Genomic DNA, 22,478 nt, shown 5'->3' with positions numbered 1-22,478 from the left:
GGTATCGATCCACACAAGCCGATCCTTGATCTGCCTGATATGGATGTAGAACTGCCAACCATCGCTATGCCCGACATGAGCATGGAGTTGCCGGAAGCTGACCTCAGTTTGCCAACGGCATCGTTGGATGTACCGTCAGTAGAATTGGATGTGCCCGATATTGAACTGCAAGCGCCTAGCCTCGTTGTTGACGGTATCGATCCACACAAGCCGATCCTTGATTTGCCTGATATGGATGTAGAACTGCCGACCATTGATATGCCTGACATGAGCATGGAGTTGCCAGACGTTGACCTCAGTTTGCCAACGGCATCGTTGGATGTACCGTCAGTAGAACTGGATGTCCCCGATATCGAACTGCAAGCGCCTAACCTCGCTGTTGATGGTATCGATCCACACAAGCCGATCCTTGATCTGCCTGATATGGATGTAGAACTGCCGACCATTGATATGCCCGATGTTGATTTGCCTGACCTACCTGCTGTTAACGTAGAAGGTGGTCATGGCTTGCTAGATGCCGTTAAAGTGGCTGTCGTGGCAGCGGGAACAGGCTTAGCCGCCAAAGCTGCTTCTGCTATGACCGTTGACACTAACGATGTGGAACTGCCTGAAGTCAGCGTAGACGATGATGCTGATGAAAAAAACTGGCTGCTCCTGCTAGTGCAACAAGCCAAGGCTGCATACCGAGGGCATAACCATCGCGCCGTCAGCCATTTGTGGCGTAGTGGTAACACACGGGATTGCTCAACGTTGGATGACTTCGAGTCGCTCAGCCTGCAACCGGCTACCTACGACAAACTGGGTTCCAGCCATTGCGGCGTACCAAGAGCCGGTTTTGTGGCAGTCGGCGGTGATGTGAGTAATATTGAGCAGGGTTCTGCTGTGTTGTTCCATTACTGCAATATTGTGGTGTGCCGCGATGCGGATGATACCCATCACTTTATCCGGGTCGTTGCTGACTAAAGGATAATTTCCACCCGCAAGCCACGGTCTGCACGGTTCATCGCTCGAATCGTACCGCCGTGGCTCTCAACTGCCCTACGGGCAATCGCTAACCCCAGACCGTAACCGCTACGGCTGGGGTTGGCATTACTGCTGCGCTGGAACGGCTCGAAAATACTCCCCAATTCTTCTTCCGGTACACCCGTGCCTTGATCATCCACCGTGATCTGCAAGCGAGCATTAGCACTATTCTGATGAATCGCCAGTGTTACCGCTGTACCCTCTGGTGTGTGGTGGATAGCGTTACGCACGACATTTTCCAAAGCCCGGTACAGCAATTCACCATGCCCTTGAATGATCGGGCTATTCTCCACATCGCACTGGAACACCACTTGGCGGGACAGTGAATTCGCTTCAAAACGCGCATCATCAATCACCGCATCCGCCAGCTCCAGAATGTCGATGTATTCATCTAGCGGCTGCGGCACACCGGACTCAAGGCGTGAAAGGGTAAGCACTTCGCCGACCAATGTATCCAGCCGTTCGGCTTCGTGCTCAATACGCGCAAGGCTGCTGGCGACTTTTTCAGGTTGTTGATGGGCAAGGCCGATGCTGGCTTGCAAGCGTGCCAAGGGTGAACGCAATTCGTGTGAAATATCATGCAGCAAGCGGCGTTGTGAGGCCATCAGGGTTTGTAGTTTGGTTGCCATATTATCGAAGTCGTTCCCCAGATCAGCGATTTCATCGCGGCGTGAGCCGATGATGGGGGTGACGCGCTGGCTTAAGTCACCTTCGGCAGCCACACGGAAGGCTTTGCGCAAGATGTTAATAGGTTGCGAGAAATACCACGCCAAGAAGAAGCTCGATAAAAAGCTCGCGGCAATCCCGGAGATAATCAGGGTTGAGGGTGAAATATGGCGAGGCGGGGATAAGCGTCGTTCTTGTTGGAATTGCGGGTATTGTCCGGCAAGGGGGGCGAATAACAGGTAATTTTCCGTACCCGCTTGCACCTGCCGGACGATGGGTAATTTGAGGTTTTGCCCAAGACTGGCGCGGACACGTTGCAGGGTGTCATCCGATACGGCGCGTTCCAGCAGTTCCTTGCCGTTAGCATCCACCGCGTAGATTTGCAGCTCTTCAGGGGCTTCGTCTTTTTGCTCCTGCAACATATTGCGCAGCGCTGCTGTCCCGCCGTAGAGGAATGTATTGGCGGCAGCTTTGACAGCGAGGATGGAGCTGGGGCGGACGATGACTTCCTTTTCCATGGCTTGCAAGTTGTTATGGTGTACCCACACGGCAATGCCCGTGACACCACCTGCTACTAGCAGCGTGAGCCAGAAGGTGAGGAGAATTTTCCAGAACAGCCTGCCCATGTTTATTCCCCGATCAGTTGGTAGCCGACGCCGCGCACGGTCTGGATGCAGGAACGCCCATCTGGCAGGTTGCCGAGTTTGTGGCGGATGCTGCTCATGTGTACGTCAATGCTGCGGTCGTAACGGGTGAGCGCCCGGCCTAGCCCGTGGGTGGAAAGGTCGGCTTTGCTGACGGTTTGCCCTGCCTGACGTGCCAATACTTCCAGTAGGTTGAATTCGGTGCTGGTGAGTTCCAGCGCTTGCCCGTGCCAGAGGGTTTGGCGTTTGTCGGGGTGGAGGCTGAGTTCGCCGACGTGTAAGGGTTCATGGCTCATGGCTGCATTATCGTTGCTGGTACGTCGCAAGATAGCGCGGATGCGGGCGACCAGTTCACGCGGCATACACGGTTTGGGTACGTAATCGTCTGCACCCAGTTCCAGCCCGATAATACGGTCGATGTCGTCACCGCGTGCCGTTAACATCAGCACGGGCATCTTGCTGTGGGTGCGAATGCGGCTCAAGGCTTCAATGCCGCTCATGCCGGGCATCATTACATCTAGCACTACCAGTGCGTAGTCACCATTGAGGGCTTCGCGCACAGCCGCCTCACCATTTTGCACGGTGGTGACGCTGAAACCTTCGCGTTCCAGATATTCCGCCAGCATGGTGGTGAGTTCGATGTCGTCGTCGACCAGTAATAGTTTGCTCATGGTGCTTGTGCCAGTGTGAGTGTATAGCTTGAATCATACGGCGAATGCGTGGGGTGGGGGCGGGGTTTTACATTTTTTTACACGGGCTTTGCGGTGGTTTTGATTTGCTCGACACCATTGTGATGATGCCCGACCAGATGTTTTACAACACGGGGATTTATTCGGCTAATGTATTTACTTGACCTCTGATGAGCTTAATTTGATAATTATAGCTAGATTGGCTAGATTAAACGAGGTGGGTGAATATGATGCAATGGCGCTTGGCAGATGCTAAAAACAGGTTCAGTGAAGTGGTCAACCGTGCTTTGTGCGAGGGGCCGCAACAAGTTTCCCGCCGCGATGAGGCGGTAGTCGTGTTGTCATTGGCGGATTATCAACGTTTGACCGGTAAACGTACCAGCTTCAAACGTTTCTTGTTGGATCACACGCCGAGTTTGGAGGGGCTGGACTTATCCCGCGACAAGTCTCCCATGCGTGAGGTAGAGCTGTGAGAGTGTTGCTGGATACCTGCGTTTTATCTGAATTACGCAAGCAAGATTGCCCTGCACAAGTAAAGTCAGCGGTAGAAGTATTGGATGATTTCGATCTTTTTGTCAGTGTGATTACCCTAGGCGAAATTGCCAAAGGTATTGCCTTGCTGGATGAAAGTAAGCGTAAACGTGCCTTGCGTGATTGGTTGGAAACCCTAGAACAACAGTATGGCGAACGCATTTTACCTGTCGATTTGGAAACCGTGCGCGTGTGGGGCGACATCACCGCCAAAGCACAACAGGCTGGCAAAATAGTCGCGGTAGCGGATGGCTTGATCGCCGCCACTGCGATTCGTTACGGTTTACGGGTCATGACACGCAACGTTGATGATTCCTCGCCGACGGGGGCATTACTGATAAATCCTTGGGATTAGGTAGGTCACGTACTCAAGTAAACGGGTTCAGCAGCTTAACGCTTGTCCCCGCGAAGTCATCCACATTGCGAGTTACTACCGTCAAATCATAGAGCAAGGCACTCGCCGCAATCAGCTTATCCAGCTCGTGTTCATGATGGGGGACACGCAACCGTCCCCACAGTTGTGCTGCATCAGCATCCAGCCCGATTATATGGTCTTGATAGTCGCTTAGGATTTGTTCCAACCATTGTTCCAGTTGGTGCGCCTGCACATGATCGTTACGGTAACGGATCAGTTCAATTCCCCGCCGCAATTCCCCAATCGTTACCGCAGAGAGAAAGAGCTTGTCGTGGTTGTGGGTAACGTGTTGGAAAAATGCTTGCACACCCGGATTGGCGCGTTGTCCCTTGCGGATTTCGCTGATGACATTGGTATCAAGCAAATACATCGGAAACCTGTTGCTTACCTTGGATGCGTTCAAAATCCGCATCTGTTCCGACGTTGGGCATCGTAGCCAGTACTTCGGCCAAGCTACGTTTTTTCAGTACCAATAACACTTCCCGCAAAATGGCACGGTGTTCCATTTCAGCACTTCTGCCGTTGCGGGCAGCACGTTGTTTCAGTGCTTCGATAATTTCGGGTTCAAGTTTTCGGACAATCAAGTTTGACATGCGTTAGCACTCCTGTAGTCGCTATTCGCTATCAATGCTATCACCTGTGCTGGAATAGGTGAAGCCTGTTAGTTCGCCCCAATCACCCCATTCAGCACTTCCACCGGATTACGCTGATTTTGCTGGGCGACATCTCCCAACGAAGCCATCGTCGCATCGACTTTCAAGCCTTGTTGTTGCAATTGTGCCTGTAAACCTTCCAGCGTTTTGCCGGTAACGCCTGCCAGTTTATCGAGTGGTGCTGCCATCAGTACTTTAGTGACTTGCATCTGTCCACCCGGAGGGCCACGGCGTTCCTCATCCTTACCCGGTATCAGCATGGAAGCCACCATGATCACGATGAACAAGCCAATGACGGCCATTGCAGGTTTCTGGGTGAAATAGCGGTTAAAGGTTTTCCAGTGCAGGGTAACGTGCAAGCCAACGGCGATGACCATTGCCCAACTCAGCCATTCGTGTGCCACTTTGATAATGCCCAGTTGCACATGAAAAAACATCAAAATGCCGGTGACCGCCATCAAGATGAAAGCGCCGATGGTCAGTGGTGTCGCCCAGCGACGCAGTGTGGTGGTATCCATTGTTAATCTCCAATTAAGCATGAAAAGTTGTAATGGCGTCATGATTGCGGACATTTGCTCACGGAAAAAGGGGTTTTACATATCTTTACATGACACTTACCCACCTTTACGTTTGTTTGAGCCACACTTGTCTTATGGAAACTAATAATCAGGAAACAAGGATTATGGCCTCGACACCGCGAATTCTGTTGACCAGTCTGGCTGTGTGTATGGCACTGAATGCGTGCACTCCTGCCGCCAGTGTTCGGGATACCGCAACACCGCAAGCTTCTACCCGCGTGCAGACAGCCGATACCGCTGCCCGCAAGCCCATCCAAGCCGCATGGTGGCAACGCTTCAATGACCCGTTGATGACCGCGCTGATTCAGGAAGCCCTGCAAGCCAGCCCCGACATTACAACCGCCCAAGCCAGTTTGCGTGCTGCCCGTGCGCAACGTGTGATTGCCGGTGCAAGCCTGTTACCCAGCCTCTCTAGCAGCGGCTCAACCCGCCGCAGCAGTGGCAGTGACAGCTACAGCGCAAGTCTTGATGCCAGTTGGGAAGCCGATATTTTTGGCGGCAATCACCTGGCCGACCGCGCCTCTGTCGCTGACCTGCAAGCCACCCAAGCCAGTCTGGAGGATGTCAAAGCCTCGCTCGCCGCTGAAGTCGCCAGTGCCTATGTCAACTTACGGCTGGCGCAGGCACGCCTTGCTGTATCGAACCAAAGCCTTGCTTCGCGGGATGAAACCGTGCGCCTGATCAGCCTGAAACAGCAAGCCGGGCTTGCCAGTAGTTTAGAGACAGATCAGGCGCGGCTGAGCCTTGGGCAAACCCAAGCGCAAATCCCCGCGCTGGAAAACAGCGTTACCCAGTCGCAACACGCCATCGCCATCCTCACCGGCAAAGAACCGGGCGCACTCAAAACCCGCTTGGCTACTGCGAAACCGATTCCTGTGGCAGGTGGGCAATTGCTCAATAACATTCCAGCGAATGCCATCCGCCAACGCCCCGATATTCGCGCAGCCGAATACAAGGTGACCGCAGCGGCATTGCGGGTAGGGGAAGCCAAAGCCAATCTTTACCCCAGTTTCAATTTGAGTGGTTCATTCGGCCTTAGCAGCCTGAGTCTGGTGGATTTTCTGGATACGAGTAGCCTTGTTCGTTCCCTTGCCGCCTCCATCAGTGCGCCTTTGTTTGACGGCGGACGCCTCAAACAGCAGGTCGAAGCCAAGGATGCCGCCCGTGAACAAGCCGTTGCCAGTTACCAAAAAGCCGTGCTGGGGGCGTTGCAGGATGTAGCGAATACGTTTTCCACCCTGCAAGCCCTGCGTCAGCAACAGCCCTTACTGGCGAAAAACGTAGAGCTGGCACGCAGCGCAGACAAGTTGGCACAACTGAGTTACGACGCAGGCACTGACGATTTCCAGAGTGTACTGGATGCACAACGTGCCGTATTAAGCGCCCAAGAAAGTTTGCTGTCGGCACAAGCCGATAATACCCAGGCCATCATCAGCCTTTACAAAGCCGTCGGCGGCGCATGGTAGGAGCACCATTTTATGAGTAACACAGTCGATTCAACCACCAGCAGTTCCGTCAAAGCAGTGCTGGCAGCCGGTGGTAAAAAGAAGCGTCAGGGTCGCAGTGGCAAGTGGCTACTTACCTTACTGGTCGCGGCGCTGGTCGCAGGGGGCGCGGGGTATTATTTCATGGGGCAATCCCAAACCAGTCATCAGGCCAGTTACAAGACCACGCCCGCTCAAACGGGCAACCTCAGCGTGACCGTTACGGCAACCGGCAACCTGCAACCCAAAAATCAGGTCGACATCGGCACGGAGCTTTCCGGTACGGTCGATGAAGTCTTGGTGGATGCCAATGAAGTGGTGAAAAAAGGCCAGAAACTGGCAAGCCTCAATACCACTCAGTTGCAAGATACCATTACCAAAGGCAAAGCAGCGCTGGCTTCTGCCCAAGCCAAGGTCAAGCAATCAGCCGCCACTATCAAGGAGGCTCGTACTAAACTGGCGCGTTTGCGTGAGCTGTACAATACCTCTGGTGGTAAATTGCCTGCCAAGTCTGAGCTGGATACTGCCGAAGCCACGCTGGAACGTGCCCAAGCCGATGAGGAAGTGGCCAAGACGACAGTGACCTCCGCTGCGGCTGATTTGCGTTCCGCGCAAACCAATCTGGACAAAGCCATCATCACTTCACCGATTGACGGGGTAGTGCTGACCCGCACGGTCGAATCGGGGCAAACGGTGGCATCATCGCTGTCTGCGCCTACCTTGTTTACCTTGGCGGAAGACTTGGCACAGATGGAGGTGGAGGTCGGGGTAGATGAAGCCGATGTCGGTCAGGTGAAAGCCGGGCAATCAGCCGAATTCACCGTGGATGCTTGGCCGGGGCGCAAATACCCGGCAGAACTGACCCGTGTCAGCCTGGGGTCGAGTATTTCTGACAATGTGGTTTCCTACATCACCGTGTTGGCAGTGCAAAACACCGATTTGACCTTGCGCCCCGGCATGACGGCTACGGCGACCATTAAGACGGATGCGCGGGAAAACGTCTTGCTGGTTCCCAACACGGCGCTGCACTTTACCCCTACCGTCGAAGCTGCACCCGACGCACCTGCTGAAACCAGCTTTATTTCCAAGCTGATGCCGCGTCCGCCGGGTATGGGTGGGCAAAAGAAACGCACGAGTGACAGTGAAAAAACGGTTGCCAGTGTCGATGGGATGCAAACCCTGTGGGTATTGGAAAACAATGCCCCGACCACCATCCAAGTCAAAGTGGGCATTACTGATGGCAAAATGACTGAGATTGTCAGCGGTGACTTGAAAGCGGGTATGCAGGTCATCACCGAAAGCACGAGTGGCGTGGGTGGTGCGCCATGAGCACCCTGATCGAATTGCGGGACATTACCAAAATATACGGGCAAGGGCAGGCCAGCTTCAAGGCACTACATGGCGTGAACATGTCGATTGAGCAAGGTGACTTCGTTGCCATCATGGGGCCGAGTGGTTCTGGCAAGTCCACCGCTATGAACATTCTGGGGTGTCTGGATGTGCCTACGGATGGGGAATACCTGTTTTCCGACGTGCATGTGGAAGCATTGTCACGCAATGAACGCGCCCTGTTACGGCGGCATTATCTGGGGTTCGTGTTTCAGGGGTTTAACCTGTTGGCGCGGACTTCCGCACAGGAAAACGTGGAGTTGCCGCTATTGTACCGGGGCGAATCCAGTCTAGATCGCCATGCCGCCGCCGAAGCTGCCCTGCGACAGGTGGGGCTGGAAGGCTGGGGGCATCATACTCCGGCGGAACTCTCCGGTGGGCAGCAGCAGCGTGTTGCGATTGCGCGGGCGATTGTCACCAACCCGACCATCTTGCTGGCGGATGAGCCAACCGGCAACCTCGATACTAAAACCAGTAATGAAATCATGGCCTTGCTTACATCGCTCAACGAAGACAAGGGGATTACGGTGTTAATGGTGACGCATGAACCTGACATGGCGGAATACGCTAAACGCATCATTCACTTTGTTGACGGCAATATTGACAGCGACATCCGCAACCGTGCCATTGATAGCAAAAGGAGCGTTGCCTGATGTTATGGAGCAGCTTTTTACTCGCCTTGCGCGAAGTTCGCCGCAATTTGTTGCGCTCGTTTCTGACGATTTTAGGGATTGTGATTGGCGTATCCGCCGTGATTACCATGGTAACGCTGGGTAATGGGGCGACTCAGGCCGTCAAAAATCAGGTGGCTAGCTTGGGCAGCAACTTGCTGCAAATCCGCACCGGGCAACGCATGATGGGGCCACCCGGCGGTGGCGCGACCGGTGCACCCTCCTTCTCACTGGAGGATGTGGAGGCTATCCGCAACCAGATTTCCGGCCTTGCAGCGGTTGCGCCAGAGGTGAGCAAGAGTGCCACCGTGGTATCCATGTCTAACAACTGGTCAACCAGTGTGACCGGCACGACCAACGACTTTTTCATTGCCGGAAGCTGGAAAATTGCCGCAGGCCGTACTTTCACGGATGCAGAGGAAAAAGCGGGGCAAACCGTGTGCCTGATCGGTGAAACCATCCGCAAGGAGTTGTTTGGTACACAACAGCCGGTAGGTGAAAGCTTACGCGTCAATAATTTTTCCTGCGAAATCATTGGCATTCTAACCTCCAAAGGGCAGGCGTCGATGGGGCGGGATCAGGATGATACCGTCATTATGCCGATCAAGGCGGTACAGCGGCGCTTGGCGGGCAACCATAACGTTTCCAGTATTCAGGTGTCGGTCAAGAGTGAAAACGACATTACCCGTGTGACGGAGGAATTGACCAGCCTGCTACGCGAACGTCGCCGTTTGGGGGATGACAAGGACGATAATTTCAACGTGCTGGATACCCGGCAGATTACCGAAGCCTTGTCGGGCACTACCCAGATCCTGACGATGTTATTGGCTGCGGTGGCCTCGGTCAGCTTGTTGGTGGGCGGGATTGGCATTATGAATATCATGCTGGTTTCTGTTACCGAACGTACCCGCGAAATCGGCATCCGCTTGGCGATTGGGGCGTTGGAACGCGAAGTATTGCTGCAATTTTTGATTGAAGCGGTGGTGCTGTCTTCGCTCGGTGGCGCGGTGGGCGTTGGGCTGGCAACGCTGGCGTCGCTGGCATTGTCACAGGTGATGAATGTGCCGTATACCTTTAACGTGGGTATCAACTTGTTGTCGTTTGTATTTTCTGCGGGGATAGGCGTGCTGTTTGGGTATATGCCTGCGAAGCGGGCAGCGCGGCTCGATCCGATTGATGCCTTACGGCATGAGTAACCAAAAAGCCCCGCACTACGGGGCTTTTTGTTGAAGAGGGCGTATGCGATACGCCCCTACGGTGGTTTTACCAGTAAGTGCCTTTACCACCTTGGGTTTGGGCGGCAGCTTGCGTCACGCTATTGGCAACGCCTGCTTTGCGCATCAGGTCGGCGAGTTCGCGTTGCTGCGCGGGATTGTGGCAAGCGGCAGTCGCTTTGTCGTACAGGCTTTTGGCCTTGTCGGCATTGCCCCATTTTTGCGCCAGTTCTGCCATGTAGGCGAAATGGAAATGGCTTTCGGCTTTGGCTTCGCCTTTGTCCAGAATTTGCTGGGCTTGGGCGTCGTCACCGAGGTGCTCCTTGACTACTTTCGCCAGCTTGTTGTACTCGAAAGTACTGGCGCTGCCCGCATCCAGCTTGTCGAGTTGGGCGCTGTAGAATTTTTGCGTCCATTCTTTGCCGAAAGCGGTGTCGCTGAGTTGCTTGCTGACGGTTTCGCCGAGGCTGCGTACTTGCGCGAACGTGTTGCTGTGGCTGGCAGCCAGATCCAGCAAACGCGCCAGCCATGTTTTGTCTTTCACCAGATTGCCAACCGCGACGATCAGCGGCTGGTAGGCGGCAAAGCTGAAGGTGTTTGCCTGCATCTTTTCTTCGGCAGTGGTCAGCAACTGGGTGGCGTAGGAGGTATCTTCCAGCTCTTCGACCACGGTGCTGGCTAGCGTAATGAACTGGCCGGGGCGCGTCAGGGTTTTTTCCTGATTCTGGAATTCGGTGTAACGCGCTTGGCTGGCTTCACGTTTGGCGAGTTTCGCGCCGATACGTTCGTTGCGCTCGGTGTCATCAGCCAGCAATTGCTTGGAAGCGTTGGCGAGTTTGCGCATTTCGTCCAGTGAGCTGACGTTGGCTTCGGCTTTGTCGAGTGCCTGTTCTACCACGGTGTTGTCGCCGGGTGTGAGCTTTTGGGCACGTTGGGCAACGTCCAGCACTTGGGCGTTGGTTTCGGTCAACTCCAACGCTTTTTGCAGGGAAGTGGCAGCAAGAGCGGCATCCGCCGGGTTTTTGGCAAGCGCTTCGAGGATGCTGGTGGCGTCGGTGTAGACTTTGCAAGCATCCACGGCTTTGGCGTACAGCGCATTGGTTTTGGCGGGGTCTTGCAGGTTGGCGTTGACTTCGCCTGCCAGTGTGACCAGCGCGGCAGCGGTGGTGGCTTTGGCTTCGGCAGCGGCGTAAAGGCTGGCTACTTTGTCTTTGTCGCCGAGGTTGTCGTTGACGGCTTTTGCCAGCATGGCGATGTCAGCCGGGTTACTGAGTTTGCTGGCGAGCTTGTCGTATGCTTTGCCTGCGATGCTTTTGTCATCCATGTTGGCGGCGACAGAACTGGCGAGTTTCAGCAGGTCATCCTTATTGCTGAATTCGTTGAGGGCAATGTTGTACATGTCGGCAGCAGTGGACTGGTCGCCGAGCAAGCTGGCGTAGCCGGTAGCAAGGTCGAGGTTTTCTTCACCGCTCATGGCGAAGTTTTTGCCTTGTTCCAGCAAGTCTTCGGCTTTGGCTTTGTCGTCGAGCAGGTTGATGAAACCGCCCGCGAGCGCAACAAACTGACCGGGGAACATGCAGCCGCTTTCGGCATCGGCGAGGGTGGCGGCGACTTCTTTATCATCCCCAAACAGGTCTTTCAAACCTTTGGCGAAGTCGACCACATCGGTGGTGTCATTGCTGGAGGGCGCGGCTTTTTTGAAGACCATCAGCGCTGTGGTGGTGTTGCCGCTTTTTTTGATGTCGCTGGCCAGTTTCTGGTAATCGGCAATGCTTTTGCAGTTGGCGGTGACTTTGCTGAATAGTTTGTTGGCGAGTGCGTTGTCTTGCAGGGCGTCTTGCACGTATCCGGCGTAAGACAGTAATTCGGTGGTGTTGGTGGTTTCGGCAATGGCCTCTTCCAGCAGGGCGCGGCCTTTGTCGCGGTCGCCGAGGTATTTGGCAATGCTGTAACCAGTTTCGGCTTTTTCTTTGGCATCAAAGCAGCTATTTGCAGCTTCGTCATACAGGGCGGCGGCTTTGTCGTGATCACCGGCGGCCACATAGCCTTCTGCAACGGCTACGTAATGATCGGGGAAGGAGCAGTTGGATTCGCCTTTTACCAGCAGTTCTTTGGCGTAGTCCAGATCGGCTGGTTCTGCGGTTGCTTGTTTGGCGAGTGCTGCGTAAGAGGCTGCGTCGTTGCAGGCGGATGCTTGTGCGCTGAGTTCTTCCCGAGTTGCCATAGTTCCTCCCAAGGCGATGAATACGATAAGCGTGATGAAATGTTGTTGTAAAGCAAATCGGCGCTGGGTTCAAGTGCGATGCTTGCCCTATCCGTTGATAGGAAGAAGTTGTCTGCCTGTCTGATGATGATTGTCATGTATCAGGTGTTTGGGCTAAGAACTTAAGTGCCAAACTAGGCGTAAACCCTATCAGTGGAGAATTCAATATGACAGGCATAACACAAGGAAGTGGGATTCGAGATACCCAGTCCAGCAACCAAACATCCAGTAGCACTTCATCATCACAGGTGGCGGCGACAGCGACTGCGCTCAAGAATGCGGTGACGGGTATTCAGGATCAGGCGCATAACGCGCTGGGTGGTAACAACAGTACGTTGATGACACTCATCCAGCAATTGATTGATCAGTTGGGCAAGGGTTGTACACCAACACCTCCCAAGCCCGTGGACAAGCCGCTGGAGTTGAGCAAGCAACAGGATGCAGCCATTCGTGAGCGCTTCAATATCGGTGGTTCACTGTCCTATGAAGTGCTGGATAGCAAAAAGGATGGCAAGCTGAGCGCAGGCGATACGTTGGTGATTTCTGGTGGGATTACCGGCGGGGAAATTTCCCGGCAGAAACTGACGGCTAAAGATGTGAAAGCGATTAACAGTGGTGGCACGACTTCCACGGCACAACAACAACTGGATACTAATCTCAAGAAGTGGGATTCGTTGGGTATCAGCGATTATTCTTTGACGTTCCAGCGCAGTTGTTTCTGCACACCGGAGTCGACGCGTCCCATCAATATTCAAGTGCGGGATGGTAGCGTCACCGAGGCGCGTTACGCGGATACCGGGGAGTTGATCCCTGATGATCGGCAAACTAACAAGCAGTCGGTGTATAACTTGAATGCGGATGGGATATTTAATCTCGTTCAGCAGGGTATCAACAGTGGCGCGGCGCAAGTGGATGTAACGTATGACAAGCAATTCGGCCTGCCAACCTCGATCTACATTGATCAGAATCAGCAAATTGCCGATGAGGAGGTGGGTTATACAATTTCCAACTTCCAGCCTGAGCCAATCTTTACGACCTTGGCGGTGGGTGAAGAAGACGGCGGTGGTATTACGCCTGGCCCAATCAAGCCACCGGTAGAACCACCGATTGCGACCACCAAAGCCTTGGGTGAAGAAGACGGCGGCATTAAACCCGGCCCGATCAAGCCACCTATTGAGCCACCCATTGCCACCACACTGGCCTTGGGTGAGGAAGACGGCGGTTTCTATAAATGAGCTTGAAACCCCGATTGCTGTTGGCAGGTGGTGATACTGACCCCCAGATGGTGCGTCTGTTGAAACGGGCGGCGCTGCATGGCATTCCGGTGCATAGCCTGCTGACTGGGCAATCGGGTTCCCCGCGCCTGCATTGGGACATTCGCCAGAATCGCTTGCTGGATGACGGTGAAGGTGTTCAGGTATCTGCCGCTTTCATCCGTCAGGATGTGTTTGCTTACCTGAAAAGCAATGATGTGCAGGATAATGCTTTGGCGCGGGAATGGTTCGTTACGGTATCCGGCTGGCTGTTAAGCTCGCCGGATATTACGGTGTGTAACCGCCGTTTTCTGGCGTGCGGGGGCATTAACAAGCCGCATGTATTGCGGCTGGCGCTGGAACTGGGTTTTAACGTGGCGGATACCTATATCAGCAATGATATTCCCGCGATGGATCAACTGCATGACAGCGGTGACTGGATAGTGAAACCCGTCACGGGGGGTTCCTATTGTACCGTGCTCGACAAGCATGAAGGGCAGGGCAACAATATCCTGTCGTATCCGCAAATCGTGCAGCGTCGTCTGGAACAACCTGAGATGCGGATATTCCGTATCGGTCACGAGTGGTTCGGGTTTCGGGTGGTGTCGGATGCGCTGGATTACCGCAGTTCTGCCGCCACACGCATGGCAGTGGTTGCACCGCCCGGTGATCTGGTTGAAAAGCTGGCAAAGCTCTCCGACCATTTGGGGCTGACGTTTGCTGCCGCCGATTTCAAGACGGATGCGGTGAGCGGCGAACTGCAATTTCTGGAAATCAACACCAACCCGATGTTTGCGGGTTTCGATCAGGTAGCAGCAGGGGCGCTGAGTGACGCCCTGCTACGGCATTTGGGGGTGTTGCCCTAAACTTGTTTGACGAAACTCAGGAAAAACGTCACAGGTACAGCATTACTAATGCTGCTGACTGCGCCAATTTCTCGCAACATCGTCAAGCCACCGGCAAGATCAAAGTCTGCTGCATTCAGCAAAATTGGAGCAACGGTGGCAACTTGTATCGTATCGCCCACCTCTGTTACTGCAACAGTGGCGGTAATGTCTTTTTTCATCCCATGCAGACCCAGCGTGGCATTCACGGTTTGAATGCCGGGTTTGATGCCGGTTGTGCCTAGGTCAATGCTGACGGTCGCATTAGAAAAGGTCTTTGTATCAAACAGATAATCACGTACTCGTTGATCGCGAATGTCAACATTAGTACTCACACTCGATAAATCAATGTTCAAAGACCCCTGACCGGCTGTGGTGATAAGGCCAGACAGTGTTTTGAATGTATTGGTTTCGGCGATATGGTCTTTTTTGATCGAGACGAAATACAGGGCAGATTTGCTATTGTCCAGTGTCCAGTCAGCGAAGGCTGTGCTGGATAGCAAGGCAAAGCTCAGTGCAGTGCTACTAGCAAATTTCAAAATGTGTTTCATGGTCGATACTCCCTCAATGTAATATGAGTTTTCTACTTTACCTCTTTAGTTGCTGCATCGCATCAGCTACAATCGCCCGATTCAGTAAACACTGGCAGAAGAGAGTTGCATCACAATAGATAGCAACCGCCGAAGGCGCAATTCCGCCCGGAAACGCTCAGGCAAAAGGACTGGCAGTACTATATCTGACTCTGGAGAGTAGCGCGGAAGCGCTCACCGAAGGGTAGTAACCTTGTAAATCAAGGGAATCTCTCAGGTAAACGGACAGAGGGGCGGCAAGCTTAGCAGCTTGTCGCCCTTTTTTTGTGCCTAAATACTGGGAAGAACAACCATGCAACGTACTGCTCTCTACGCCAAGCACCTTGAATCCGGTGCCAAAATGGTCGATTTCGCGGGCTGGGAAATGCCTATCCACTACGGTTCCCAAATGCAGGAACACCATCAAGTGCGCAACGACGCGGGCATGTTTGACGTGTCTCACATGGTCATCCTCGACCTCGTGGGGGCGCAATCCAAAGCTTTTCTGCAATACCTACTCGCCAATAACGTCGACAAGCTCAAAGAATCCGGCAAGGCGCTGTATAGCTGCATGTTGACCCCGGAAGGCACGGTCATCGACGACCTGATCGTGTATTTCATCACCGATACCCAATGGCGCATCGTGGTTAATGCCGGTACACGCGACAAAGACATTGCGTGGATGCAACAGCAAATCGCCACCTTCGACGCGACGTTGACCGAACGTGACGACTTGTCGATGATTGCCGTGCAAGGTCCCAACGCCCGCGCCAAAGTGCTGGGCATTATGCCTGCCAATGAAGTCGCCATCGTCGAGCCACTGAAAGCGTTTTACGGCGCATTCGTCAACGACTGGTTCATTGCCCGCACCGGCTACACCGGCGAAGACGGCTTTGAAATGATGTTCCCCAACGAACAAGGCCATAAAGTCTGGGATGCGCTGCTTGCCGCTGACATCAAACCCATCGGTTTGGGCGCACGCGACACCCTGCGTCTGGAAGCAGGCATGAACCTGTACGGCACGGACATGGATGAAACCACTTCCCCCCTCGTTTCCGGCCTTGGCTGGACGATTGCATGGCAACCCGAAGACCGCAACTTCATCGGGCGTAGCGCGTTGGAAGCCTTGAAAGCTGCCGGAGTCCCGCAAAAATTTGTCGGGCTGGTGCTGGAAGGTAAGGGTGTTTTACGCAGCCACATGAAAGTTGTCTGTGCAACAGGTGATGGAGAAACCACCAGTGGCACTTTTTCGCCTACACTCGGCGTAGCGATTGCGTTGGCTCGGGTTCCGGCAGATTGTGGCGAGACTTGCGAAGTGGATATTCGCGGCAAACTGCACCCGGCCAAGGTTGTGAAGCCGAGCTTTGTGCGTAATGGCAAATCTGTTTTAAATTAAGTGTTTAGGAGTTATTTATGAGCAATATCCCATCTGATCTGAAGTACACCAAATCCCACGAATGGGTGCGTGACAATGGCGACGGTACAGTGACTGTTGGCATCACCGACCACGCACAAGAACTGCTGGGCGATCTGGTGCACGTTGATCTGCCAGAAGTGGGCACTGAATTCGGTGCAGAAGACGGTTGTGCGGTAGCAGAATCAGTGAAAGCGGCTTCTGATATTTACGCGCCAGTACCGGGCGTGATCATGGAAGCTAACGAAGCGGTGACGGATTCACCTGAACTGATTAATTCTGACCCTTACGGCGATGGCTGGTTGTTCATGATGCGCGTAGACGACGAAGACGCGCTGGGTGAACTGATGGATGCAGAAGCGTATCAAGCAGAAATTGACGAGTAAAAGGCAAACATTACATGACAACTTTGTACGAACTTGAACAACACGACGACTTCGTTGCCCGCCACATTGGGCCATCAGCGGCGGATACTGCTGCGATGCTGGACGTTGTGGGCGCGGACTCACTGGGTGCGTTGATGCAAAGCACCGTGCCAGCCAGCATTTTGCTGACTGAGCCGCTGGCATTGGATGGCAGCCGCACGGAAGCCGAAACACTGGCTTACCTCAAGCAACTGGCGGGGCAAAACCGTGTTGCCAAATCGTACATCGGCATGGGGTATTACGATACGTTTGTGCCGCCGGTTATTTTGCGTAATGTGCTGGAAAACCCCGGCTGGTATACCGCGTATACGCCGTACCAGCCGGAAATTTCCCAAGGGCGGCTGGAAGGCTTGCTCAATTACCAGCAAATGATCACAGATTTGACGGGCATGGACATTGCCAATGCCTCGTTGCTGGACGAAGCGACCGCAGCGGCAGAAGCGATGACGCTGTGTAAGCGTTCCAATAAGCTCAAATCCAAGCAGTTTTTTGTTAGTAGCGATGTGCATCCGCAGACTATCGACGTATTGAAAACGCGTGCGGAACACTTCGGTTTTGAATTGATTATCGGCAACCCTGCCACCGAGCTGGCACAGCACGAAGTCTTCGGCGCCCTGCTGCAATACCCCGGCACGACGGGTGAAGTCGGCGATCTGGAAGCGCTGATCAAACAGGCACACGCGCAAAAAGCCTTGGTGTGTGTGGCTTCCGATCTGATGGCATTGGTGATGTTGAAAGCACCGGGCGAGATGGGCGCGGATGTGGTGGTCGGTAACTCGCAACGCTTCGGCGTGCCGATGGGCTTTGGTGGCCCTCATGCGGCGTTTTTTGCGACCAAGGATGCGTTCAAGCGCACCATGCCGGGTCGGGTAATCGGTGTTTCCATTGATAGCCACGGCAAGCAGGCGTTGCGGATGGCGATGCAGACTCGTGAGCAGCATATTCGTCGCGATAAGGCGACTTCCAATATTTGTACGGCACAAGCCTTGCTGGCGAATATGGCGGGTTTCTACGCGGTGTATCACGGCCCCGAAGGCTTGAAGAAGATTGCGGGGCGCATTCATCGCCTGACTAATATTCTGGCGAAGGGTTTGCAGCAGAAGGGTGTGGAGCTGCTGAATGATACGTGGTTTGACACGATCACCGTCACCACCCCTCTTGCTCCCTTCACCCCTTGCGGGGGAAGGGCTGGGGATGGGGGGGATTCTTCGTCCTGCATTAATTTCCGTCATTTTGATGATGGCAAAATCGGCATCAGTGTGGATGAAAACAAAACCCGTGCTGACATCGCTGAGTTGTTCGATGTATTGCTGGGTGCTGGTCACGGTCTGGATGTGGAGGCGCTGGATGCGGTTATCACGGCGGAAGGTTTCAGCGGCATTCCGGCAGGTTATGCGCGGACGGGCGATTTCCTGACCCACCCGGTATTCAATACGCACCATTCTGAATCGGAAATGTTGCGTTATTTGAAGCGTTTGGAAAACAAGGATTTCTCGTTGGCGCATGGCATGATTCCGTTGGGTTCTTGCACCATGAAGCTGAATGCGACCACGGAAATGATTCCGGTGACTTGGCCTGAAATTGCCAATATCCACCCGTTTGCGCCGAGTGAGCAGACCGTGGGCTATCGCGCCATGATCAAGGAGTTGGAGGATTGGTTGGTGGAAATCACCGGCTACGATGCGATTTCGATGCAGCCGAATTCGGGGGCGCAGGGTGAATACGCGGGGTTGGTGGCTATCCGCCGTTATCAGGAAAGTTTGGGGCAGGGGCATCGCGATGTGTGTTTGATTCCGAGTTCCGCGCACGGTACGAATCCGGCATCGGCGGCGATGGTGAGCCTGAAAGTGGTGGTGGTCGAGTGTGATGCCAACGGTAATGTGGACGTGGCGGATTTGCGTGCCAAAGCCGAGAAACACGCGGCTAACTTGTCGTGCTTGATGGTGACTTATCCGTCTACGCACGGGGTGTTTGAGCAGGAAATCGTGGAGATTTGCGCCATCGTGCATCAATTCGGCGGGCAGGTGTACATGGATGGCGCGAACATGAACGCACAGGTGGGCATTTCCAAGCCGGGCAAGATGGGTTCGGATGTGTCGCATTTGAACTTGCACAAAACCTTTGCGATTCCGCACGGCGGCGGTGGCCCTGGCATGGGGCCGATTGGGGTGAAGGCGCATTTGGCACCGTTCCTGTTCAGCCATGTGGTGACACCACCGGATGGGGTGGCGTTGGGGAATAGTGCGGTGTCGGCGGCACCTTATGGGAGTGGGGCTATCCTGCCGATTTCGTGGGCTTACATCAAGTTGATGGGCGCGGAAGGCTTGAAGCGTGCGACTGAAATGGCGATTTTGAACGCTAACTATATGATGCAACGCTTGTCTGAGCATTATCCGGTGCTGTTCCGGGGGGCTAATGGGCGGGTGGCGCATGAGTGCATTATCGACATTCGTCCGTTGAAGGCGGCTTCGGGGATTGATGAGTCGGACATCGCGAAACGCTTGATGGACTACGGTTTCCACGCGCCTACGATGTCGTTCCCGGTGGCGGGTACGTTGATGATCGAGCCGACCGAATCTGAGCCGAAAGAGGAGCTTGACCGTTTTTGCGATGCGATGATTGCGATTCGGGAAGAGATTCGTAAGGTGCAGGAGGGCGTGTGGCCTGCGGACAATAATCCGCTGGTGAATGCGCCGCATACGCTGGATGATCTGGTGAATGCTTGGGAACGCCCTTACAGCCAGACCGAGGCGGTGTTCCCGCAGGGTGTTAGCCCGACGGCGAAGTATTGGCCTACCGTGAACCGGATTGATAATGTGTATGGGGATCGGAATTTGGTGTGTTCTTGCCCGAGTGTGGAGAGTTATCGGTAGATTCTTGTTCAAAAGGCCGTTGATCTTGTTGGGTTTGCGGCCTTGCTCTTAAATTCTTGTTGTGACCACTTGAAGTAAAAGTGGTAAAAAATGATTATAATTAAAGACATCCATCCATGTGGCGGGGACGCAGATGATGACTGAAACAGCGATGAAACACCTGTTCTTTGGGCGTATTCGTAACAAGGGGCTGTTCTGGAGCTACGCGCCGGACATCACCTATGATGAAGGCAAAGACAATCTGCTGTGTGAAACTGTGTTGAAATACGGCGATATTGACGATATTCGTTACCTGTTGGTGCTGTACGGCGAAAGCAAAGTGCGTGAAGTGTGGGAACGCGATGTGAAGTCAGATGCCCGTTTCAAGCGCCTGAACTACTTCCTTGCCCGCGTATTTTTCCATCTGGATGTTGAAGCCAGCGACTTTGAGAATCTGCAACATGAACGACTCACCAAATTTAGACTACTTGCTGGTTAAGACCAAAGCCGTCTTGCTGGAGCTGATCAAGACCGCGCCATTCCTACAGAATTATGTACTGGTGGGTGGTTCTGCATTGGCTTTGCACCTGTGTCATCGGCAAGGCGAAGACCTTGATTTCTTCACTTATGCTGACAACTTCCAGAAACAAGACATCCTGCGTTGCCTCAAACATTTCAAGCAAGTCGAAGTGCTGAACGACAATGCTGACCAACTGGCAAGCTATTGCCGCGATGAAGACCAATACCTTGTTCCTGCGTGCCAAATACCGCGATTACTATGACCTTTACTGTTTGGTCAAACATGGCATGAGTATCAAGGATATTTTTGCCGCAGCGCAAGGGGTGGTGGATGGGATTAGTTACAAGCTGCTGTGTATTGCGCTGCTCTATATTGACGATATTGAAGATGACAATATCGCCTATCTTCACCCCAAAGAGATGGTGAGCAAGCAGCACATCAGGGCTTTTTTTGAGCAAAACCTATAATGCGGGCAGTGAATGTCGAATCCGAGCCGAAAGAGGAACTTGACCGTTTCTGCGATGCGATGATTGCGATTCGGGAAGAGATTCGCAAGGTGCAGGAGGGTGTGTGGCCTGCGGACAATAATCCGCTGGTGAATGCTTGGGAACGCCCTTATAACCAGACCGAGGCGGTGTTCCCGCAGGGTGTTAGCCCGACGGCGAAGTATTGGCCTACCGTGAACCGGATTGATAATGTGTATGGGGATCGGAATTTGGTGTGTTCTTGTCCGAGTGTGGATAGTTATCGCTGATAATCACTATTGATGGCAAACTAGGCAAAAGGGTACAGTTTGCTGTATCCTTGGCCACTTGGTTGGCAATCTATCAAGGGGTTAGAATATGCGTGATGGAGTATTTGAAGGACGAACCAGTTGGGATAGTGTTGATACGCAGAAAATAGAAAGAACAATCATCAGTCAATCTGGCATGAAGTTAACAATAGAATTCCTTAATGAAGAGGGACGTTATACTGCAAGTCTACAACGTACAGACGTTGACGATACATATAGAGGGCAATTCATCCTTCGCAGTGGAAAGAATACAAGTACAGGCAAAGTGAGTTGTAAATTATTTAATTATGATGATGACATCGTTCTTTTTGGGCGATGGATAGAGGATAATATTCCTTATTATTGGTGGGCTGAGTTATATGAAGTTGAATAGTCATTTTTGTAATTCTATAAGGAGTTAACATGTCCCTTTCTTTTCATTACTCTCAATCTTGTTCTATTTGTGAAAAGGATGTTATAGATGAAGATGGCTGTCATGTCCCATGGGATCATATTCCCTCAAGGAGCTACCCATTATTCAAAGCACGGGCTATCCTTGAAGGCATCTTATCCACCCATGGCTACAAGGCAAAGCGTACATGAAACTGCATCCCGAAGCACGGACAACCCCGAAATTACGCAGTGAAATCAAGGCATCGCCGCTCACGCAAGCAGAACTGGCGAAACAATACAATGTCAGCCGCCTGACGATCCGCAAATGGCAGAACCGTGAGGAGATGACGGACAAATCGCACCGTCCCGATACGCTGCACACCACGCTGACTGAGGTACAGGAATGGTTGGTGGTGGAGCTACGCAAGACCCTGCTGCTGTCGCTGGATGACCTGACCCACATCACCAAAGAATATATCAATGCCGCCGCCAGCCGTTCGGGTATAGACCGCTGCCTGCGTCGCCATGGGATCGCCAACCTGGCGGTAATGAAGCGGGAACTGTATGGCGAGGAGCCGCCACCGAAAAAGGTGTTCAAGGACTACGAACCCGGCTATATCCATATTGACATCAAATACTTGCCGAAGATGCCCGACGAAAAGGAACACCAATACCTGTATGTCGCCATCGACCGTGCCAGTCGTATGGTGTGCCTTGCCATTTACCCCGACAAAGCGGCTGCCAGTACAGCGGATTTTTTGGGTAAAGTAGAGCAGCGCTTCCCCATCAAGGTGCAATACGTGCTGACCGACAATGGGAAGGAATTCACCGACCGCTTTACCCGTAAAGGGGAACGTGACCCCACAGGCAAGCATAAATTCGACAAAGCCTGTGAGCGCATCAAGGCTGAACACCACCTCACCAAGCCACGCCACCCCCAAACCAACGGCATGGTAGAACGCTTCAACGGACGTATCAGCGACTGGTTGCAAACCACCCGTTTCGCCTCATCCAATGAACTGGCTGACGCGATCAAACATTATGAACGGCTCTACAACCACTGCATTCCCCAGAAAGCACTGGGATACAAAACCCCTATTCAAGCACTCAAGGAATGGCAGAAAAAGAAGCCAGATTTATTCAAAAAGAAAGCATATGATCTATCGGGACTTGACA

At 53.3% G+C, this 22,478-nt stretch carries 25 protein-coding genes and 1 riboswitch; of the genes, 18 read left to right on the top strand and 7 right to left on the bottom strand.

What is annotated here, in order from left to right:
* A partial coding sequence (locus Q394_RS22625; RefSeq protein WP_211248838.1) for a hypothetical protein occupies positions 1–963 on the top strand: 963 nt, incomplete at its 5' end.
* On the opposite strand, the gene Q394_RS0116110 is transcribed toward Q394_RS22625, so the two are convergent.
* Together Q394_RS0116110 and Q394_RS0116105 are read right to left on the bottom strand one after the other, a co-directional pair.
* Positions 960–2,315: a sensor histidine kinase gene (locus Q394_RS0116110; RefSeq protein WP_028490163.1), complete on the bottom strand. Its 1,356-nt coding sequence runs from the start codon at positions 2,313–2,315 to the stop codon at positions 960–962. The two genes, Q394_RS22625 and Q394_RS0116110, sit on opposite strands and share 4 nt — an antisense overlap.
* Positions 2,316–2,317: 2 nt before the next feature.
* Positions 2,318–3,004, bottom strand: a complete 687-nt coding sequence (locus Q394_RS0116105) for a response regulator transcription factor (RefSeq protein ID WP_028490162.1) — start codon at positions 3,002–3,004, stop codon at positions 2,318–2,320.
* A gap of 245 nt (positions 3,005–3,249) precedes the next feature.
* Here Q394_RS0116105 and Q394_RS0116095 point away from each other — a divergent pair, with 245 nt between their 5' ends.
* Positions 3,250–3,495 (top strand): type II toxin-antitoxin system prevent-host-death family antitoxin, encoded by a 246-nt coding sequence (locus tag Q394_RS0116095; protein WP_028490161.1) that lies wholly within the window; start codon positions 3,250–3,252, stop codon positions 3,493–3,495.
* Positions 3,492–3,908, top strand: a complete 417-nt coding sequence (locus Q394_RS0116090; RefSeq protein WP_028490160.1) for a type II toxin-antitoxin system VapC family toxin — start codon at positions 3,492–3,494, stop codon at positions 3,906–3,908. Before Q394_RS0116095 ends, Q394_RS0116090 begins: the two co-directional genes overlap by 4 nt.
* Positions 3,909–3,921: 13 nt before the next feature.
* Here Q394_RS0116090 and Q394_RS0116085 read toward each other — a convergent pair whose 3' ends face one another.
* From Q394_RS0116085 to Q394_RS0116075, 3 genes are all read right to left on the bottom strand, one after another.
* Positions 3,922–4,338 (bottom strand): type II toxin-antitoxin system VapC family toxin, encoded by a 417-nt coding sequence (locus Q394_RS0116085; RefSeq protein ID WP_028490159.1) that lies wholly within the window; start codon positions 4,336–4,338, stop codon positions 3,922–3,924.
* Positions 4,325–4,561: a FitA-like ribbon-helix-helix domain-containing protein gene (locus Q394_RS0116080; RefSeq protein ID WP_028490158.1), complete on the bottom strand. Its 237-nt coding sequence runs from the start codon at positions 4,559–4,561 to the stop codon at positions 4,325–4,327. The genes Q394_RS0116085 and Q394_RS0116080 overlap by 14 nt, the downstream gene beginning before the upstream one ends.
* A gap of 68 nt (positions 4,562–4,629) precedes the next feature.
* Complete coding sequence (locus tag Q394_RS0116075) at positions 4,630–5,139, bottom strand: DUF4405 domain-containing protein (RefSeq protein WP_028490157.1); 510 nt, start codon at positions 5,137–5,139, stop codon at positions 4,630–4,632.
* 164 nt (positions 5,140–5,303) lie between these two features.
* On the opposite strand from Q394_RS0116075, the gene Q394_RS0116070 reads away from it, so the two are divergent.
* Genes Q394_RS0116070 through Q394_RS0116055 form a run of 4 tightly spaced genes read left to right on the top strand, consistent with a single transcriptional unit; the run spans position 5,304 to position 9,939 of the window.
* The gene (locus tag Q394_RS0116070) at positions 5,304–6,665 is read left to right on the top strand and encodes an efflux transporter outer membrane subunit (RefSeq protein WP_028490156.1); all 1,362 of its coding nucleotides are present in this window, start codon (positions 5,304–5,306) and stop codon (positions 6,663–6,665) included.
* A 12-nt stretch (positions 6,666–6,677) separates the two neighbouring features.
* A complete protein-coding gene (locus Q394_RS0116065; protein WP_028490155.1) occupies positions 6,678–8,012 on the top strand; it encodes an efflux RND transporter periplasmic adaptor subunit in 1,335 nt (444 codons plus the stop codon).
* Complete coding sequence (locus Q394_RS0116060; RefSeq protein ID WP_028490154.1) at positions 8,009–8,725, top strand: ABC transporter ATP-binding protein; 717 nt, start codon at positions 8,009–8,011, stop codon at positions 8,723–8,725. Before Q394_RS0116065 ends, Q394_RS0116060 begins: the two co-directional genes overlap by 4 nt.
* Positions 8,725–9,939: an ABC transporter permease gene (locus Q394_RS0116055; protein ID WP_028490153.1), complete on the top strand. Its 1,215-nt coding sequence runs from the start codon at positions 8,725–8,727 to the stop codon at positions 9,937–9,939. The genes Q394_RS0116060 and Q394_RS0116055 overlap by 1 nt, the downstream gene beginning before the upstream one ends.
* 67 nt (positions 9,940–10,006) lie before the next feature.
* Here the strand turns inward: Q394_RS0116055 and Q394_RS0116050 are convergent, their stop codons facing one another.
* Positions 10,007–12,181 carry a hypothetical protein gene (locus tag Q394_RS0116050; RefSeq protein WP_028490152.1) on the bottom strand — a complete coding sequence of 725 codons (2,175 nt, stop codon included), beginning with the start codon at positions 12,179–12,181 and terminating at the stop codon, positions 10,007–10,009.
* 206 nt (positions 12,182–12,387) lie between these two features.
* Here Q394_RS0116050 and Q394_RS21720 point away from each other — a divergent pair, with 206 nt between their 5' ends.
* Both Q394_RS21720 and Q394_RS0116040 read left to right on the top strand, forming a co-directional pair.
* Positions 12,388–13,455: a DUF6174 domain-containing protein gene (locus tag Q394_RS21720; RefSeq protein WP_051543510.1), complete on the top strand. Its 1,068-nt coding sequence runs from the start codon at positions 12,388–12,390 to the stop codon at positions 13,453–13,455.
* Positions 13,452–14,339, top strand: a complete 888-nt coding sequence (locus Q394_RS0116040) for an ATP-grasp domain-containing protein (RefSeq protein WP_028490151.1) — start codon at positions 13,452–13,454, stop codon at positions 14,337–14,339. Before Q394_RS21720 ends, Q394_RS0116040 begins: the two co-directional genes overlap by 4 nt.
* Here the strand turns inward: Q394_RS0116040 and Q394_RS0116035 are convergent.
* Positions 14,336–14,908 (bottom strand): YceI family protein, encoded by a 573-nt coding sequence (locus Q394_RS0116035; protein WP_028490150.1) that lies wholly within the window; start codon positions 14,906–14,908, stop codon positions 14,336–14,338. The two genes, Q394_RS0116040 and Q394_RS0116035, sit on opposite strands and share 4 nt — an antisense overlap.
* An 85-nt stretch (positions 14,909–14,993) precedes the next feature.
* Positions 14,994–15,091: riboswitch (glycine riboswitch) on the top strand.
* A gap of 148 nt (positions 15,092–15,239) precedes the next feature.
* Here Q394_RS0116035 and gcvT point away from each other — a divergent pair.
* The 9 genes from gcvT to Q394_RS0115995 form a co-directional block, all read left to right on the top strand.
* Complete coding sequence (gene gcvT / locus Q394_RS0116030; protein ID WP_028490149.1) at positions 15,240–16,322, top strand: glycine cleavage system aminomethyltransferase GcvT; 1,083 nt, start codon at positions 15,240–15,242, stop codon at positions 16,320–16,322.
* A 17-nt stretch (positions 16,323–16,339) separates the two neighbouring features.
* Positions 16,340–16,726: a glycine cleavage system protein GcvH gene (gene gcvH / locus Q394_RS0116025; RefSeq protein ID WP_028490148.1), complete on the top strand. Its 387-nt coding sequence runs from the start codon at positions 16,340–16,342 to the stop codon at positions 16,724–16,726.
* A gap of 14 nt (positions 16,727–16,740) precedes the next feature.
* On the top strand, positions 16,741–19,638 hold the full coding sequence (gene gcvP, locus Q394_RS0116020) for an aminomethyl-transferring glycine dehydrogenase (protein ID WP_028490147.1): 2,898 nt from the start codon (positions 16,741–16,743) through the stop codon (positions 19,636–19,638).
* 133 nt (positions 19,639–19,771) lie between these two features.
* Positions 19,772–20,116, top strand: a complete 345-nt coding sequence (locus tag Q394_RS0116015; protein ID WP_028490146.1) for a hypothetical protein — start codon at positions 19,772–19,774, stop codon at positions 20,114–20,116.
* Positions 20,079–20,399, top strand: a complete 321-nt coding sequence (locus Q394_RS22520; protein ID WP_169735911.1) for a nucleotidyl transferase AbiEii/AbiGii toxin family protein — start codon at positions 20,079–20,081, stop codon at positions 20,397–20,399. The genes Q394_RS0116015 and Q394_RS22520 overlap by 38 nt, the downstream gene beginning before the upstream one ends.
* A complete protein-coding gene (locus Q394_RS0116010; protein ID WP_169735910.1) occupies positions 20,350–20,604 on the top strand; it encodes a hypothetical protein in 255 nt (84 codons plus the stop codon). Before Q394_RS22520 ends, Q394_RS0116010 begins: the two co-directional genes overlap by 50 nt.
* Entirely contained in the window at positions 20,604–20,891 is a 288-nt protein-coding gene (locus Q394_RS0116005) for a hypothetical protein (protein WP_028490144.1), read from the top strand. The genes Q394_RS0116010 and Q394_RS0116005 overlap by 1 nt, the downstream gene beginning before the upstream one ends.
* Positions 20,892–20,979: 88 nt before the next feature.
* A complete protein-coding gene (locus tag Q394_RS0116000) occupies positions 20,980–21,303 on the top strand; it encodes a hypothetical protein (RefSeq protein WP_028490143.1) in 324 nt (107 codons plus the stop codon).
* 205 nt (positions 21,304–21,508) lie between these two features.
* A partial coding sequence (locus Q394_RS0115995) for an IS481 family transposase (protein ID WP_038141837.1) occupies positions 21,509–22,478 on the top strand: 970 nt, incomplete at its 3' end.

Origin of the sequence: Thiothrix lacustris DSM 21227, assembly GCF_000621325.1 — a bacterium.
Lineage (GTDB): Bacteria > Pseudomonadota > Gammaproteobacteria > Thiotrichales > Thiotrichaceae > Thiothrix > Thiothrix lacustris.
The sequence above is the reverse complement of the archived record's forward strand: the minus strand, read 5'-3'. Positions and strand labels throughout refer to the sequence as shown.

Coding starts and splice junctions, on each gene's coding strand:
- Q394_RS0116055 (WP_028490153.1), top strand. CDS start 8,725: ATGTTATGGAGCAGCTTTTTACTCGCCTTGCGCGAAGTTCGCCGCAAT.
- Q394_RS0116000 (WP_028490143.1), top strand. CDS start 20,980: ATGCGTGATGGAGTATTTGAAGGACGAACCAGTTGGGATAGTGTTGAT.
- gcvP (WP_028490147.1), top strand. CDS start 16,741: ATGACAACTTTGTACGAACTTGAACAACACGACGACTTCGTTGCCCGC.
- Q394_RS0116035 (WP_028490150.1), bottom strand. CDS start 14,908: ATGAAACACATTTTGAAATTTGCTAGTAGCACTGCACTGAGCTTTGCC.
- gcvH (WP_028490148.1), top strand. CDS start 16,340: ATGAGCAATATCCCATCTGATCTGAAGTACACCAAATCCCACGAATGG.
- Q394_RS21720 (WP_051543510.1), top strand. CDS start 12,388: ATGACAGGCATAACACAAGGAAGTGGGATTCGAGATACCCAGTCCAGC.
- Q394_RS0116105 (WP_028490162.1), bottom strand. CDS start 3,004: ATGAGCAAACTATTACTGGTCGACGACGACATCGAACTCACCACCATG.
- Q394_RS22520 (WP_169735911.1), top strand. CDS start 20,079: ATGAACGACTCACCAAATTTAGACTACTTGCTGGTTAAGACCAAAGCC.
- Q394_RS0116010 (WP_169735910.1), top strand. CDS start 20,350: ATGAAGACCAATACCTTGTTCCTGCGTGCCAAATACCGCGATTACTAT.
- Q394_RS0116095 (WP_028490161.1), top strand. CDS start 3,250: ATGATGCAATGGCGCTTGGCAGATGCTAAAAACAGGTTCAGTGAAGTG.
- Q394_RS0116050 (WP_028490152.1), bottom strand. CDS start 12,181: ATGGCAACTCGGGAAGAACTCAGCGCACAAGCATCCGCCTGCAACGAC.
- Q394_RS0116085 (WP_028490159.1), bottom strand. CDS start 4,338: ATGTATTTGCTTGATACCAATGTCATCAGCGAAATCCGCAAGGGACAA.
- gcvT (WP_028490149.1), top strand. CDS start 15,240: ATGCAACGTACTGCTCTCTACGCCAAGCACCTTGAATCCGGTGCCAAA.
- Q394_RS0116075 (WP_028490157.1), bottom strand. CDS start 5,139: ATGGATACCACCACACTGCGTCGCTGGGCGACACCACTGACCATCGGC.
- Q394_RS0116110 (WP_028490163.1), bottom strand. CDS start 2,315: ATGGGCAGGCTGTTCTGGAAAATTCTCCTCACCTTCTGGCTCACGCTG.
- Q394_RS0116070 (WP_028490156.1), top strand. CDS start 5,304: ATGGCCTCGACACCGCGAATTCTGTTGACCAGTCTGGCTGTGTGTATG.
- Q394_RS0116015 (WP_028490146.1), top strand. CDS start 19,772: ATGATGACTGAAACAGCGATGAAACACCTGTTCTTTGGGCGTATTCGT.
- Q394_RS0116040 (WP_028490151.1), top strand. CDS start 13,452: ATGAGCTTGAAACCCCGATTGCTGTTGGCAGGTGGTGATACTGACCCC.
- Q394_RS0116005 (WP_028490144.1), top strand. CDS start 20,604: ATGCGGGCAGTGAATGTCGAATCCGAGCCGAAAGAGGAACTTGACCGT.
- Q394_RS0116065 (WP_028490155.1), top strand. CDS start 6,678: ATGAGTAACACAGTCGATTCAACCACCAGCAGTTCCGTCAAAGCAGTG.
- Q394_RS0116080 (WP_028490158.1), bottom strand. CDS start 4,561: ATGTCAAACTTGATTGTCCGAAAACTTGAACCCGAAATTATCGAAGCA.
- Q394_RS0116060 (WP_028490154.1), top strand. CDS start 8,009: ATGAGCACCCTGATCGAATTGCGGGACATTACCAAAATATACGGGCAA.